General features: G+C 54.3%; 18 protein-coding genes and 1 pseudogene. 11 read left to right on the plus strand and 8 right to left on the minus strand.

Going from position 1 to position 12981, the window contains the following annotated elements:
• Window positions 1–197: 197 nt before the first annotated feature.
• On the minus strand, window positions 198–929 hold the full coding sequence (locus ACIP6T_RS23615; protein ID WP_400459521.1) for a sulfite exporter TauE/SafE family protein: 732 nt from the start codon (window positions 927–929) through the stop codon (window positions 198–200).
• 99 nt (window positions 930–1028) lie between these two features.
• Here ACIP6T_RS23615 and ACIP6T_RS23620 point away from each other — a divergent pair, with 99 nt between their 5' ends.
• The 3 genes and pseudogenes from ACIP6T_RS23620 to ACIP6T_RS23630 all read left to right on the plus strand — a co-directional run.
• Window positions 1029–1922, plus strand: a complete 894-nt coding sequence (locus ACIP6T_RS23620) for a LysR substrate-binding domain-containing protein (protein WP_400459524.1) — start codon at window positions 1029–1031, stop codon at window positions 1920–1922.
• 708 nt (window positions 1923–2630) lie between these two features.
• Window positions 2631–3134, plus strand: a complete 504-nt coding sequence (locus tag ACIP6T_RS23625) for a GrpB family protein (RefSeq protein WP_400459526.1) — start codon at window positions 2631–2633, stop codon at window positions 3132–3134.
• Window positions 3135–3438: 304 nt separating this feature from the next.
• A pseudogene (locus ACIP6T_RS23630) lies at window positions 3439–3685 on the plus strand (hypothetical protein); the annotation flags it as partial.
• 60 nt (window positions 3686–3745) lie between these two features.
• On the opposite strand, the gene ACIP6T_RS23635 reads toward ACIP6T_RS23630, so the two are convergent.
• The gene (locus ACIP6T_RS23635) at window positions 3746–3985 is read right to left on the minus strand and encodes a biofilm development regulator YmgB/AriR family protein (RefSeq protein ID WP_097098462.1); all 240 of its coding nucleotides are present in this window, start codon (window positions 3983–3985) and stop codon (window positions 3746–3748) included.
• Between the two features lie 161 nt (window positions 3986–4146).
• Between ACIP6T_RS23635 and ACIP6T_RS23640 the strand changes: the two genes are divergently transcribed.
• The 6 genes from ACIP6T_RS23640 to ACIP6T_RS23665 all read left to right on the plus strand — a co-directional run bounded on the left by ACIP6T_RS23640 (window position 4147) and on the right by ACIP6T_RS23665 (window position 7245).
• Window positions 4147–4734: a hypothetical protein gene (locus ACIP6T_RS23640; RefSeq protein ID WP_141400292.1), complete on the plus strand. Its 588-nt coding sequence runs from the start codon at window positions 4147–4149 to the stop codon at window positions 4732–4734.
• A 312-nt stretch (window positions 4735–5046) separates the two neighbouring features.
• Complete coding sequence (locus tag ACIP6T_RS23645) at window positions 5047–5229, plus strand: general stress protein (protein ID WP_097098464.1); 183 nt, start codon at window positions 5047–5049, stop codon at window positions 5227–5229.
• A gap of 462 nt (window positions 5230–5691) precedes the next feature.
• Window positions 5692–5946, plus strand: coding sequence for a hypothetical protein (locus ACIP6T_RS23650; RefSeq protein WP_097098465.1), 255 nt, complete (start codon window positions 5692–5694; stop codon window positions 5944–5946).
• Between the two features lie 278 nt (window positions 5947–6224).
• Window positions 6225–6467, plus strand: coding sequence for a regulatory protein YcgZ (gene ycgZ / locus ACIP6T_RS23655; RefSeq protein ID WP_097098466.1), 243 nt, complete (start codon window positions 6225–6227; stop codon window positions 6465–6467).
• Window positions 6468–6572: 105 nt separating this feature from the next.
• On the plus strand, window positions 6573–6845 hold the full coding sequence (locus tag ACIP6T_RS23660; RefSeq protein ID WP_097098513.1) for a hypothetical protein: 273 nt from the start codon (window positions 6573–6575) through the stop codon (window positions 6843–6845).
• Window positions 6846–6978: 133 nt separating this feature from the next.
• Complete coding sequence (locus ACIP6T_RS23665) at window positions 6979–7245, plus strand: biofilm/acid-resistance regulator YmgB/AriR (RefSeq protein WP_097098514.1); 267 nt, start codon at window positions 6979–6981, stop codon at window positions 7243–7245.
• Window positions 7246–7463: 218 nt separating this feature from the next.
• Here ACIP6T_RS23665 and ACIP6T_RS23670 read toward each other — a convergent pair whose 3' ends face one another.
• From ACIP6T_RS23670 to ACIP6T_RS23680, 3 genes are all read right to left on the minus strand, one after another.
• On the minus strand, window positions 7464–7661 hold the full coding sequence (locus ACIP6T_RS23670) for a hypothetical protein (RefSeq protein ID WP_097098467.1): 198 nt from the start codon (window positions 7659–7661) through the stop codon (window positions 7464–7466).
• 69 nt (window positions 7662–7730) lie between these two features.
• Window positions 7731–8087, minus strand: a complete 357-nt coding sequence (locus ACIP6T_RS23675; RefSeq protein WP_320204560.1) for a hypothetical protein — start codon at window positions 8085–8087, stop codon at window positions 7731–7733.
• Between the two features lie 64 nt (window positions 8088–8151).
• Window positions 8152–8382 carry a hypothetical protein gene (locus ACIP6T_RS23680; RefSeq protein ID WP_141400293.1) on the minus strand — a complete coding sequence of 77 codons (231 nt, stop codon included), beginning with the start codon at window positions 8380–8382 and terminating at the stop codon, window positions 8152–8154.
• Between the two features lie 301 nt (window positions 8383–8683).
• Here ACIP6T_RS23680 and ACIP6T_RS23685 point away from each other — a divergent pair, with 301 nt between their 5' ends.
• Entirely contained in the window at window positions 8684–8986 is a 303-nt protein-coding gene (locus ACIP6T_RS23685; RefSeq protein ID WP_097098469.1) for a hypothetical protein, read from the plus strand.
• Window positions 8987–9023: 37 nt separating this feature from the next.
• On the opposite strand, the gene ACIP6T_RS23690 is transcribed toward ACIP6T_RS23685, so the two are convergent.
• Entirely contained in the window at window positions 9024–10184 is a 1161-nt protein-coding gene (locus ACIP6T_RS23690) for a diguanylate phosphodiesterase (protein ID WP_097098470.1), read from the minus strand.
• A gap of 273 nt (window positions 10185–10457) precedes the next feature.
• Here ACIP6T_RS23690 and ACIP6T_RS23695 point away from each other — a divergent pair, with 273 nt between their 5' ends.
• On the plus strand, window positions 10458–10718 hold the full coding sequence (locus tag ACIP6T_RS23695) for a hypothetical protein (protein ID WP_097098471.1): 261 nt from the start codon (window positions 10458–10460) through the stop codon (window positions 10716–10718).
• A gap of 318 nt (window positions 10719–11036) precedes the next feature.
• Here ACIP6T_RS23695 and ACIP6T_RS23700 read toward each other — a convergent pair whose 3' ends face one another.
• Entirely contained in the window at window positions 11037–11279 is a 243-nt protein-coding gene (locus ACIP6T_RS23700) for a biofilm development regulator YmgB/AriR family protein (protein ID WP_400459536.1), read from the minus strand.
• A gap of 707 nt (window positions 11280–11986) precedes the next feature.
• Complete coding sequence (locus tag ACIP6T_RS23705) at window positions 11987–12826, minus strand: MerR family transcriptional regulator (protein WP_400459539.1); 840 nt, start codon at window positions 12824–12826, stop codon at window positions 11987–11989.
• Window positions 12827–12981: the final 155 nt, after the last annotated feature.

A 12981-nucleotide genomic window follows, 5' to 3' on the forward strand; every position in this document is an offset into this window, starting at 1 on the left:
GCCACATAAATCTCAGTCTGCTTTGTTCACAGATGCTCTTACCTTTCAGCCGTGTCCGCTCTGTGCCAAAAGTGGGCACTACCAGCATGATTCAACCTTAAATATTACGGTCAACTTTTTTATATAATCCTGGCGGTTATTAACCACAATTAGCTTAGTTGCCGAGAAATGGTCAACATTGTCCGTTTGCACCAGAATTATTTTTCATGCAAGGCGGCATACAAAAACCCTGCCCCGGCAATCATGAGTATGCCGTCAGTCAGAAATGAAAAATGTGTCGCAGTTAATCTTTGTACCAAAGCTTTACTGCTGAGGGTGCCAAGCATTATGCCGCCACCAACGAATAGTCCTATCAGTGCAACATGTAGTGAAAGAGCCCCCTGGAAGCCAAAAGTACTGACTTTACTCGTGTACAGAAGAAGTGCGCTCGCTGCTTCCGTGCCAATAAACGCCCCACCACTCAACCCATATGCTGTAAAAATGGGCACACTCACCGGGCCTGTTGATAGCACCAGACCGGTCAGAAAACCGACTAATCCCCCACATAATCCCAGCTGCTTTATCGAAAGCGACCAGCAGTTATTTTTCAGACTCCGCCTGAGCACAATCATGATTCCAAAAAAAATGCCTAATGCACAGTCTATCGTCCAGGAGGGCAGAGAAAGCAGCACATGAGCGCCCACTGAAGCTGCGGGCACGCCAGGCAAGGTATAGACCAACGTAGCGCGCCAATCGATCTCACGCCACCAAGCCCCCATACGTGCGATATTACCAAGAATAGCGGCTATCGCCATAATCGGTATTGCCTGTTTGGGCCCGAACGCGCTGACCATCAGAGGCAGCAAAAGTAAAGATGAGCCTGTACCCACTATGCCACTCAATACTCCAGCAAGCATCGCAATTAAGGCTACACAGATATAGATTTCCATAATTGCCCTGATTTATTACTTCAAAGCATGCATCTTACTTGGTGCCTTTAGCTCATAATATCGATTAATACTATCCACTTATGAGACTAAAGGTCACAGATGAAAAAACGAAACTTACCTCCGTTAAATGCCTTAAGGCTGTTCGAGACGGCAGCACTCTCTGGCAGCCTGAGTGCCGCCGCCCGGGAATTAGGGATCACCCACGGTGCTGTCAGCCGCCAAATCAAATTGCTTGAAGAGTGGTTAGGGCAACCTTTATTCGAACGTCAAGGGCAACGCAGCGTCGCAGCCGAACATGCTCGTGCATTTGCAGCGGAAATCAGTGCTGCTTTCGACATTATTAGCGATGCTTCAATTCGCTTCGGGAAAACACTAAATACAAGAGTCATAAGAGTAAATGCGCAGACAACTCTCGCGATGCACTGGCTGATACCTCGCTTGCCGGAGTTCCATAGCCAAAATCCCGACATTGAAGTCTCGGTGTCCACATCAAACAGCTCGGAGGTAAAAGGACTGTCTGGCTTTGATGTTTTGATTCGAAGAGAGCCACTTGATAAACCCGAATGGCGTTATTTTGACAAGCGACCATTGTTCGAGGAACAACTCACTTTACTTGCTGCCCCGAAACTTTTATCCAACCTGCCGTTAGCGGGACCTGAAGACCTTTCCACACATGTGTTCGTCACATCACACACGCGAGTGGGGGAATGGGAAAGATGGATGAAAATAGCCAAAATCGAAGCTTTGCGTCCTCTGCGCTTTCAGCGCTTTGAACATAATTATATAAGTCTTCAGGCGGTCATTGATGGCATTGGAGTAGGCATTGGTGGACTGCCAACACTTGGGCATGATGTAAAAGAGAAAAGGCTTCTGGCCCCATTTCCGGTTGAGGTTAAGGGAAGCAAATACGTGGCTTTAATCGCACCCGATGTTGACAAGTCATTAGCATTAAATTTGTTTCTGGAATGGCTTGAACAAGAAGCATCTAGGTAACGCCTCAACCGCCGGGGGGGCTTAAATACTCTCCGGGATATTCAGGGACTGAAGGGAGGGAGGACAGGATCTGTGGTGTATTAAATGACGTGAAACCCGTTATTACCGTTTCCACAGAAACTACCGGCTTTCTAATTCATTTACTTTAATGTGTCAGTAACAGAGCTTTGCTTTGATTATTATATCCGCTCTTCGCTCTTAGCGCACATAAGCCTTACGTCAGTCCGCTTCGTGCCAGGAGCGGAAGTAGCGCATGAACTGTTATGGTAAATTTGAATGTCAGGCTTAATCACTTGAGGATAAGCAGAATGCTTCTGGAGAAGCTCAGATTGCTTGAGTGCAGCCTTCACGGCGACAGGCGCAATGATCCGGAGTGGCTGGAACTGATTCTTCATCCTGAATTCCGTTAAATCACCCGGTCAGGTGTGACGGTCGACCGGTCAGAGACCATTGCGTCGCTGTTAAGTGAAAAGGCTGCACCGTATATTCTCAGCAGCGATTTCCGTCTTACGGATATGGGCTGCGGTTACGCTCTGCTTCACTATCGGACATTTTACGCTGATGGCAGCCATCATGTATTACGTTCCTCTTGCTGGATTTGTTCGGATGAGGGCCAGTGGACTCTGTTTTTTCACCAGGGGACGCCGGCTGCAGGCAATGCCGGGGGTCAAGATTGAGTTGCACACTTAGGGCAGAGAGAATGTGTTTATGCGGAAGATTATTGTTGTGCCATACGATGATAGATGGCCTGAGATGTTTGAAGCTGAAAGTTTACTGATAAAAACATTGCTCGGTGGAATGGCTAAAGATGTCCATCATATTGGAAGCACGTCAGTTCCTGGTCTCTCAGCAAAGCCCGTAATTGATATGCTACTTGAAGTTTCCGACATCAAGGAACTGGATAAGTACCATTCAGCAATGGCCCACGCCGGGTATATTGCTCGCGGTGAGAACGGGATTGCGGGGCGCAGATATTTCTTTAAAGGTGGTGATCAGCGTAGTCATCAAGTCCATGCGTTTGCAGTCGGAGATATGCAGGTATTGAGACATCTCGCTTTACGTGATTATCTTCGAAGAAACAAAGACATTGCAGAAGAGTATGCTGAGATAAAACACGCAGCTGTATTACTCAGCAGGAACGACGCTCATCGCTATAGCGCCCTCAAAGCGAAATTTATAGAGCGTCATCAACAACTAGCGCTAGCTGTCTGAGAACGATTGAGATTGAGTTCGTTGCCGGGAGGGTATGTTCAATAATGATGAATTCACTGAGTAGTCATCAGTCAACGTCTGCTGTTCGCTCATAGTGGACATTAGCCTGACGTTTGTCATCAAAAGCTGACTAACTGCTATGCTCTGAACACGATTAATCCCTCTGTGCGACGGGGTCATGCTACACAGGTACAGCAGAAACAAAGGCGCAATTCAGGTGGTAGCCCTTCTGAATCACCGGAAGGTACCCGGCGCCGTAACTTTTACTGAAGTATGAAGAGGCGCTGCCGAGGTGGAGGTGGACATGCTGTGGATGGAAAAGAGTCTTTATCTCAGGATTGAAGAGCTACCGGGCGGCACGCGGCCATTGCCGCTGCTCAGCGGGTTCAGCCTCACCACGGCCTTCCGGGCGCTGGGGTGCTGGGGTGCTGGGGTGCTTTAACCCGTCGGAAACGTCTGACGCCTATTTAATTCTTTCCAACGACCGTGACGAAGTCTGGTTTATCTGTAACCGCCATTTGCGGACCGTGTATTTACTGCGGGGTAGCAACCGCTCTCTTCTTTCGACGGACATTCCTTAACCGGTCCCCCGCCGGCACTTCGCTCCGGACTCAGCGATTAAACAGCATCCGGAGCAGCGCCGTCAGGTGTGCCGCCTCGGCCTCATCGGCGGTACAGTCCAGGCGAGCAATTAGCTTAAGGCAAAGCGCTGTGCGCGTCAGGCGCCGCTCCTGACGCAGAATGTCGACGGTGATTCGCCCCAGCAGCGCAATCTGGCTGGGGTGGGTGACCTGGCTGAAGTAGCCGGTCAGCCCGGCATCTTTTTCCGGCGGTAGTCCGTCCTGTCGCATGAAATACCCGTGCATAAAGAATGAGGTCGGGCGCAAAGTAACCGATGTACCGGCGCGTGTACAGCATTAATCAGCCGGTGCACTATCCTCTAAACAGAACCACGAATTATTACTGACAATTCAGAGGGATAATCTTACGCTCCGGTTATCAGGGAGGCTCATTGAAAAGAAAAACAACGGCGAACGACAGCATGCCCATTACCCTGCCCGATACCAGCTTCAGTCAGGTGCTGAACCCAGAAGACACCAATCGGGCCGACACCCGCGCGTTTCTTTCCCGCAACGTGGAGCCGTTTACGCTGCCCGGATTTGTGACGCCGTTCGGCCACGCCCTCTGGCAGAACAGAGCAGAGCGAGAGTTCAGGCTTATAACGCAGGAGCCAGAGCCGGAGACCGCGTATGCGGTAAGGCTTGAAGAAACCGAAGACTTTACTTCACCGGAGCGCGCCTGCATACAGGTGATGGTATGGCGCACCCGTCAGCCGCAGCACGAGGGGGCGGTGCACGGCCTGGCGCGCCGGTTCTTCTGCCATTTTCTGCATCGCTGGTCGATCATCATTACCGACAGCGCGCAGACAAATGCCGCAAAGGTGATGTGGGAGGGGATGATTGCCTGGGCGCTGCGCGACCCGGAGCACTACGTGTACGCGTGTGGGACGGGACGGGCAGTCGGGCTGCCTGCACCCGGTGCGCAGCTGGATGGCGTTCTGCGGCCACTGGGCCGCCTTCTGATGGGGCGCCGAGCCTGAAAGCCTCCTGAGACGACTAATAGTCATCAGCACGCCCCCCCTGAACGCTGCGCAGAAATAATACGGATGCGGAACGGCGGGCCTGCATAACAGTTCTCCATCAGAGGGATGTTACGCGCCGTTCCACGCACTCGCTGAGTTCGCAAGCGCGGAGATTCAGCGGGCACGCAATTCAGATTCAGCCGTTCTGCAAAAACGTATCCGCCGTCGTATTCCCGTAATAAAAATGCTCTGAAGGCGGGCAGAATTGTGCACAGCTATCACACTTTAACTGCCTGATACACAGCACATCTATCATCTGAGGGATACATCATGACAACAGTAAGACGCGGTGGTGCGGGAAACTTTGCGGCCGACCCCGCACGCGCCTCCGAGGCGGGCAGCAAAGGCGGCGCTGCCAGCGGCGGCAACTTTAAACACTGCCCAGATCGCGCGCGAGAGGCTGGCCGTAAGGGGGGGCTTATCAGCCGCCGCGGTCCAAAACCTGAAATTTAGTTAAGTCATACAGACGCGCACCGGTGATAATATTTATCCCGGCGCGCTCAATTAGGAAATTAATACTACCTGATTTTATTTGATACCGGTGAAGATTAATCAACACGAATTATCGCATGATTTTTCTTATCCGCAGCGCATTTTAAAGACAATACCTTTCAGGCTCACCGGCTATGTTTTCAGTATCACGTTAGATCTTTGCCTGAAATTAAATCGCCTGTCCTCCCCGCCTCTCAAAATGAAAACGATTTCAGAGGGAAAATAAATTTTATTCAGTATTTTCCGAGATTTAACTCTAATAACATGCCAGGCGCCTGAATTTTAAAATGTTTTTACCTCTCTGTAACTGAGTGCATTCCTGGCTGGCGAGATAGTGCGTTGAAAGTATTTATACGGAACCGGTTTTTAGTCCTCTAAGCGACTACACTGAAATACCGCAGTAAGGCTGAAGGAGAGAAATACATGCTTGATTATTATTATAACGAAAACCAGCTGATTATTGGCGAAGCTGCGATCCATCTGGCGCTAAATAATGCGGATATTACTGTTGACACGCTTGTAAGGGAGTTGGCTGGGATGGCTGCCGCCGAGGAAAATCCTGCGCGCTGCGTGCAGATAAGAGAGGCGAAACGCTGGGTCCGTGGGTTCATGCCAGCTTCAGGCAACCGGGACGAGCTGAGATGGGTTACCGGGGCGGGCCGCGGCTCGACGCACTGAAGATTTTTTGTCCGTCCGGTTCAGACACCGGACGGGCTTTTTCCCCGCCCCCAGACATGTAAGCTGGCCCCCGTTATTCTGAATATTGTACAACCTATTCGTTACCCCACTCATCATTCGCCCGCTGATACTTACGCAAGTTATTGTTTATTAATAACTAGCACTTTTTGCACAAAAAGATAAGCTGTACAGCAACACAATCTCTGTACAAGTTTGATTTGATTGTATAACTTTACGGTCAGACAGAGCCGACTATATTTTAACCAAAGAGGTTCACCATGCGTCAGAACGTTACGAAATTCCCGGACACCGCGAACGATATTGCACAGTACTTCAGCAAAGCGTCGGCACCGACCCAGCAGGTAACCCTCGGACAGATTGTCGTCGAAATCCTGCGCGCGGGCAAGAACCTCAACCGCAAGGCCATTTGCACCAAGCTGCTGCGCCGCCTTGAGGTGTCTTCGACCCCTGAGGAAGAGCGTCACTATCAGACCCTTATCGGCATGCTGTTTGACCGCTGAGTTACCCCGCCGTAATGAAGCTTCGCCCGGAGCGCGCATTCAGGGCGGTCCGGAATGGCCGTCCTGCCACCCAGCCCGGAGGGGCACGATCCTGAAGAAGCGGGTATGAACAACACAGATTTAAAACGCCTCGCCGACGTTGTGCTGGGCGAGGCCGTGGTCGCACTGCTGAGCAACGAAGACAGCATCAGCGCAAACAGCCTTGCGCGGCAACTCCGCATAATGCACAGCGGTGCGACAACCCCGGTGAAACGCGAAGCTTTAGCTATGGCGCTGGGCGAGGTGCAGACTGAGTTTATCCAGTCCCGTGAAAGCCGCGATGCAGCCGTGCTCGCGTTTGATGCCAGCACGACTCCGGACAGCGGTAGCAAGAAATAAAATGAAGGATGGATTTCCGTAAGCAGCGGAGAGTGGCAGGATGCCCGCAGGACGCGGCTACCGGAGGGTGGCCGTTTTTATTTCAGGCATTAGCCTGGTCACTTTTGCCCGCAGGGGCCTGACGGATAACACCATGCAGCTCAACGAACAGCACACCTCCACTGAAGCCGACATCATTCATCACTTCCGCAGTAGTGGCGACGCACTGGCCGCCGAAACCGCCGTGCTGGACGCTGTCATCCGCGATATCGTTATCAGTGGTAAAAAGGTGACCAGCAAAGCGATCATTCTTTACCTGATCGCCGAGCTTGAAAGCTCCTCAGACGTGGCCGAACTGGACGTGCTGCGCAGCGCGCTGGAAATAGTGGTGGGTAAAACGCCCGACGACGAAAACTTCTGAGATTAATTCTGCTGCGCAGCCAGCGCGGTATTCAGCGCTGGCTGAGAGTCAAATCCCCCCTGCGAAGCCCACACGGAGCAGCTGACTGCGGCGGCGAGGGTTAGGGCAATCCAGACTTTCACAGGCACCTCCCGGTTTAAGTGGTTTCACTTTCCTCAGTGTGGCACGTTACGGTTATTGCGCGAGGGAAATGCGTCATAACGAGATGAATCTGAAGGTCAGTGCATCTGCTGAGCCAGAAGTCTGAACGCGCGTTCGCAATTTTCGCGCATTGCGGCAGCGCTGGCCGACTCACCCATGCTGTGCAGGGCGCTGATGATTTCGTGCAGGGTGAGGTGCTGGTCCGGCTTAAGAAGGCGCGCCACGACCGTTCCGATAACGGCGTAGATATCTTCGGCGGTGGTGTCATCATTCATATGACCTCCGTCCGTAAGGTGGATAAGCGTACAGTATAACAGACAGGCACCGCGACAGCCCGGGTGACTTTAGTGAAGCTTCTGCGATGACAGATCGTCAGCGCTGGCGAACCCGGTCTTCTCACCGGCGCGAATGTGCATTTCCCGCCGGACCTCTTCGATAGCGCGCAGCCCCGCGCGAACCCGGTCTTCATCCGTTTCATGTTCAATCGCCGCGCGCAGGCGGTCTGTCAGGACTGCCCAGCTGATGGCCACGTCTTCATCCAGCAGCGCCGTTACGGCCTCGCCAATCATGATGTCGGCCATTTTTTCTTCAAAGTCATTTTTCATGGGGTTATCCGGCAGCAGGTTTCGGGCGCGGAGCTTACCACAGCAGAACTGGTCCGGACATAAAAGGGTAATCTGTCCGGCATAAAACTTTTCCACTGCAGTGTAAATATCCGGCACGGTAACGCTGCCAGTGAGGGAGGTATCCTGCTCTGACGGTGCCTTACTCCTGCGCGGACATTTTCTTGCTGCGACCACGCTGCTTTGCTGCTGGCGATGCGGGTTCCGCCACCGTTAAGGCTTCTCCAGGCGGTACAGGCAGACGTCGCCGCGCGCCGCCAGGCTCGCCGGCCAGATCATGGCTCCCGTCCTCAACGTAAAGCTCGCCCAGCGGATGTACAAAGGCCCTGGGCGCACCCAGCGCGCGGCGCAGCTGCAGGGGTTCCTGCGCCATCGTCACGGCCCCAGGGTCATGATTTCCCGGATTACCGGCGACTTGAGTGAGCCTGTCTTCGTTAAGCATTGCTGCGTCTCATGTGCGTTAATACCTGTTGCACCGATAGTCTGCCGGCGGATTGCCGGATACCTCCCGCTGGCGCATGCTGAAGCTATCTCCGGCGCCGAAAAAAGGGGGGGGGGCTTTCGCAACCTTTACGCATATTGTTGTGCTGACCACTTGCAGAGTCTGCAACCAGCTCTACACTGGGCGGACCAGTGAAAAGAGAACCGGTTTTATAACAATAAAAGGAAAAAAAATGATTTTAAGTGAGTTTATGCTGAAGGTGAACCGCTGGCCTCAGATGCATTTCACAGCAATTGAAAGCGAGCAGCGCGGTGCCGGCGTCGAGATTTACGCCATAGACTGCACAAACCAGACCAAAAGCCGGCTGCTGATTTACCGCACTCCGGACGCGCAGCACGCGGCGGCCATGACGACGCATTTCCGCACCTGGCTTGAAAAGGCCAACCGCGGCAGAACGCTGCGGCAGGAAAAGGCTGAAGCGCCGGCGGCCGTTATTGCCGCGCAGCACCCGCCTCAGCGTGCCGCAGCCTGTTAATCATCCGGGGCCTGCGGGCCCATTTCTGTCCCGTGCCTCAGACGGCTTCCCGTGTCTCCGGCCAGGCGACGGCCGCGCCTTCAGCGGTGAACAGAGCGCCCTGGAAATCAGTGACCCCCGCCGCCTCCAGCCACATCCACTCCTCCGGCTGCTCAATGCCCGCCGCGATCACGTTAATTTCCAGCGCCGAACAGCAGCGCAGCACGGCGTGTACCACCGCCTGACGGGGGCCACTGCGGTGAATATTGCGAACGATTCCGGCACCGATGCGCACGCGATCAGGCTGCACGTGCGCCAGCAGTGACAGTCCGGCTGAGCCGTCACCAAAGTTATCGATGGACAGACTGATGCCGGCCTGCTTCAGCTGACGCACCGCCTGAGAAAACGCTTCCAGCTGAGAGATAATCTCTGTCTCGCTGACGCCCAGAATGATCTGCTGCGGCACCATCCCGGCGCTGTCAATGGCGCTGACGAGCCGGCTGACGGCCTCCGGAACATAAACCAGCGTCATAGGCAGAATGCTGAGGTACAGCATGATGTCGTCAGGGCACGATCTGCCGGCCCTGTTCATCGCCCCGGTGACCGCATCGAGATTATGCTCGTACAGCGCCACGCCGGAGAGCCCTGCCGGCGCGTCATCGGGCAGGGCCTCAAGGGCCGTGACCTCACGGCCGAGCGGATCGACCACCGGGCGGAAGGTGACGCCCGCTGCCGGGGCCGGTGACCCGTTGTCGTCCGGGACGAAGTCCCAGTAGTCGGCGGGCAGGACCTCGAAGTAGTTTTCTTTCTCACGTGCTTCCACGAAGGTTCGCAGGAACTGCAGGCCGCGGTCATCATAGGTCAGACGATATTTAGACGTGCCGCGGTCAAGCACCGCCTGCAGCACGCTGCCGCTGTCGTGATGGCGCAGGTCGAACAGCTCCATGCCGTGGTTGCCAAAGCGGCGCGACGGTGAATAGTCGCGCATCAGCTCAACCACGTTATGGTGGCGCCGGTCGGCGCAGATGCGGCCGTAAATGTCCAGTACGCCTTCCTCCGGTCCCTCCAGAATCTGAAAGAAGTGTGTGCCGTTAAAGAGCAGGATCCCCGTGACCTGATGTCGGGCGTTCAGCAGGCTGGCCTTCTCCACCATTCCCGGCAGAACGCTGACGGGTACCTCATCGGCAAGGTGGCTCCGGTAAATTATTGTTGTAAGCATTTCAGGCTCCGTATTGCCGCAGATTGTCACGGGCACCATAGCAGCCAGCGGCCATTTCTCAAACCGGACCGGCAACAGGTATGATGAGACGCTGAATAAATATCCAGAAAGCCTGAAACGGTAGTTTTTAACGCACAAAGAGCCCTGTGATCAAAATGACTGAAATAAATTATTACGGACTAAGGTTTTTTCAGAACATCCTCCGGACGCTTTCTTCAGCGACGTCTACAGTGTGACGTGAGGCTGTCATCAACGTAAAAGGAGGTAGTAAATTTGTCTATTCAACACGACGGGAAAGGGCACGTCATTATTGGCGAAGCGGCACTTAGCCTGGCGCTGGGCGAAAAGGAAATAAGCGTTCAATCGCTTATTGCCGAGCTTGAGCACATGGTGCAGGCCGGCGACAGCGATAAACGGCTCGCAGAAATATCCGAAGCCAGAAGTTGGCTGAAGAGCTTCCACGAGCCGGAGAAGGCCGTCCGGCGCGTGCCGTACCTGCAGACCCTTGCGGGCCTGAACGACGAGAAGAACTGACGCGATAGGATTTAGTCCGGCTCTGGCCGGAAGACGACGATGAAGATGACCTCAGCGGTCGCGCTCAGGCGTGTACCGGCCCGAGAACCTGTCCGGGACGACACTCTCCGATAGTTATGTGCACAAACCGACACAGAGATTAAATCCACCGCATTATATTTGGGCACACGGAGGCTGTTCTGAACGAAAGCAGATCGCGTATATGGCAGCTCCCGGACCCTGCCTTCAGCTGGCATCGCGCGTGTCAGACCGCGTTGCAGCGCATGAAAGTACTGGCCTGCATCTGCCGGCTGTGCGTGGCCGGCAGCAAGACCGCCTTCAGATGCCCGGATCGTCTGGCGTATACCCCACGACCAGCTCAAGAAGTACACGCAACGTATTCTGCCTCACACCGTCCTTTTCATCCGTAATTTTTCTCATAATCTGCATTATGATGGATTTGTTACTTACCGGTACTCCATCAGCGAGAAGGTCGTCCAGCGTCTCCTTCTGTGACTCAAAGCGGCTGCCGCTGCCCAGCAGGCAGTCCTGAATGTGCGCAACCGAATTCGTATTTCTCATGCTGTAAAGGCCCCAGGCTGAATGTGTGTGCGACAGGAGATGGAAAAGAGGTTTACCGGCGTGCCCCGGCTCTGAATTCCCCGTCTGTTAAGTCAAGTATATGGCAGTAAACGAGGCGCGGAGCGAAGAGCGTAAGTTTCGGAAAAAGCGGGGGAGGGTGGGCAATCAATGCAGGGGGGGAGAATTTATGCTGATGCGACGACGGGCTGAAGGGTCGTTGCCGCCCGTTGTGATGATCTTACGTCATTGTTCCCCCCTTTCAGGTAGATGAAATTAACCTCAGAGGGGCCGGGACTGGCGATCGTGATATACACGAAAATATTTTTTCTTTAACGATTTTATCCGCAGTCACTCGTTCACCAGGCGGGGAAAATCCTGACTGCACTCCTCTACAATGATGTTGATGTGGCAGAAAACCTCTGTCGCCGACTACCTTTCGTAGCGGAACAGCCGGGATACGACCCGCCCGGAAAAGGACGTCAGCGTCTCGTCTTGCGTGGGGTTACCGCTGATCTCCACAAAGTCCCCTTCTGCGGGCAGAAACATTAACGGCGTCTCCCCTGCTGAGCTGCGCATTAAGCTGCCGCTCGCGACCGGCCTGTTATCGCCGGGTAATTTGTACTGGTAGTCAATGTGATACGTAATCTGCAAAATGCTCATCTCGTTCTGAGTGACCGTTCGGCGCCTGCAATCAAGCGGGACGTATGTCAGGCTAATCGTGCGGATTTCTTCCACCGGGTCTTGGTTTGCACCCGCCAGAATTTATGCAGACCCGCCTCAGCGGGTCTTTTTGACTGAGATGCACATTGCTCTGGCTTAACGGCCCTCAGGCCGGTGTCGGGGCCGGTGAGCATCACGCATTCTCCCGATTCGCACCGGAGGTGGAATCGCTGCAGCTCCGCCGCACTGATGCCGTTGCCGCACCACATAAGATGATGTTCATGGCGCCGTCGTGCTATACGCTGACCTTCCTCCGCTACCTCTACACGAAATCCCTGCCCGGTCAGCCGTATGGCCTCCATCCAGATTTCAGTCTCATCGGTCACGCTGACGGGCTCGAGGAACAGGGGCACGCACCGGCGCCCGGCTGCTGCCACGGACATGATGCGCCACTGTTCAAGCACAGAACGATGGAAGCGGCCCAGCCTGCCGGCGGCTTCGCTGCTGAGGTCGCTGCGCAGCCACAGGTTCAGTGGCCGCAGATAGCGGTTGATGAAGTCCTCGGTGCAGTAGTCCGTGGCCATTTTACGCATCTCATTCTGCACATCCTGATCCGTACTGCGCTGCAGAAGCAGCAGCATCTCCTCTTCGCGAAAGGCCCAGCCGCCCGAAAGGGTCAGCGCGGGCCACTTCATCACGGCATAAACGTCGCAGAGCCGGTGCCCCTCCGCCGTCAGGTCGCGCACCCGCAGCACCGCAGAGAGCTGTGCGTCTGTGTAGCCTGGGCGGCCGGGCGTGGCCACCAGTCCGGCGCGGCGCCAGCGGCGCAGGGTTTCAGGCAGTATGCCGGCAAAGCCGCACACGGTGTCGGTTGAGTGGTAAGGCATCAGTGTGTCCGGGAGAGAGGCGTGTCCTGCAGAAGGCGCAGGCGTATAAAGAGCGGAAGAAAATGAAGCTCTAACGGCAATCATATAAAAGTACTAATCTAAATTTGGGAATGAACGATTCCAAAATAACTACTGGTTCTATGCACGTATTCTTA

The sequence above is a fragment of the Pantoea sp. NPDC088449 genome, from assembly GCF_044753225.1.
Lineage (GTDB): Bacteria > Pseudomonadota > Gammaproteobacteria > Enterobacterales > Enterobacteriaceae > Pantoea > Pantoea floridensis.

Coding starts and splice junctions, on each gene's coding strand:
- ACIP6T_RS23615 (WP_400459521.1), bottom strand. CDS start 929: ATGGAAATCTATATCTGTGTAGCCTTAATTGCGATGCTTGCTGGAGTA.
- ACIP6T_RS23620 (WP_400459524.1), top strand. CDS start 1,029: ATGAAAAAACGAAACTTACCTCCGTTAAATGCCTTAAGGCTGTTCGAG.
- ACIP6T_RS23625 (WP_400459526.1), top strand. CDS start 2,631: ATGCGGAAGATTATTGTTGTGCCATACGATGATAGATGGCCTGAGATG.
- ACIP6T_RS23635 (WP_097098462.1), bottom strand. CDS start 3,985: ATGCGACAGGACGGACTACCGCCGGAAAAAGATGCCGGGCTGACCGGC.
- ACIP6T_RS23645 (WP_097098464.1), top strand. CDS start 5,047: ATGACAACAGTAAGACGCGGTGGTGCGGGAAACTTTGCGGCCGACCCC.
- ACIP6T_RS23650 (WP_097098465.1), top strand. CDS start 5,692: ATGCTTGATTATTATTATAACGAAAACCAGCTGATTATTGGCGAAGCT.
- ycgZ (WP_097098466.1), top strand. CDS start 6,225: ATGCGTCAGAACGTTACGAAATTCCCGGACACCGCGAACGATATTGCA.
- ACIP6T_RS23660 (WP_097098513.1), top strand. CDS start 6,573: ATGAACAACACAGATTTAAAACGCCTCGCCGACGTTGTGCTGGGCGAG.
- ACIP6T_RS23665 (WP_097098514.1), top strand. CDS start 6,979: ATGCAGCTCAACGAACAGCACACCTCCACTGAAGCCGACATCATTCAT.
- ACIP6T_RS23670 (WP_097098467.1), bottom strand. CDS start 7,661: ATGAATGATGACACCACCGCCGAAGATATCTACGCCGTTATCGGAACG.
- ACIP6T_RS23680 (WP_141400293.1), bottom strand. CDS start 8,382: ATGGCGCAGGAACCCCTGCAGCTGCGCCGCGCGCTGGGTGCGCCCAGG.
- ACIP6T_RS23685 (WP_097098469.1), top strand. CDS start 8,684: ATGATTTTAAGTGAGTTTATGCTGAAGGTGAACCGCTGGCCTCAGATG.
- ACIP6T_RS23690 (WP_097098470.1), bottom strand. CDS start 10,184: ATGCTTACAACAATAATTTACCGGAGCCACCTTGCCGATGAGGTACCC.
- ACIP6T_RS23700 (WP_400459536.1), bottom strand. CDS start 11,279: ATGAGAAATACGAATTCGGTTGCGCACATTCAGGACTGCCTGCTGGGC.
- ACIP6T_RS23705 (WP_400459539.1), bottom strand. CDS start 12,826: ATGCCTTACCACTCAACCGACACCGTGTGCGGCTTTGCCGGCATACTG.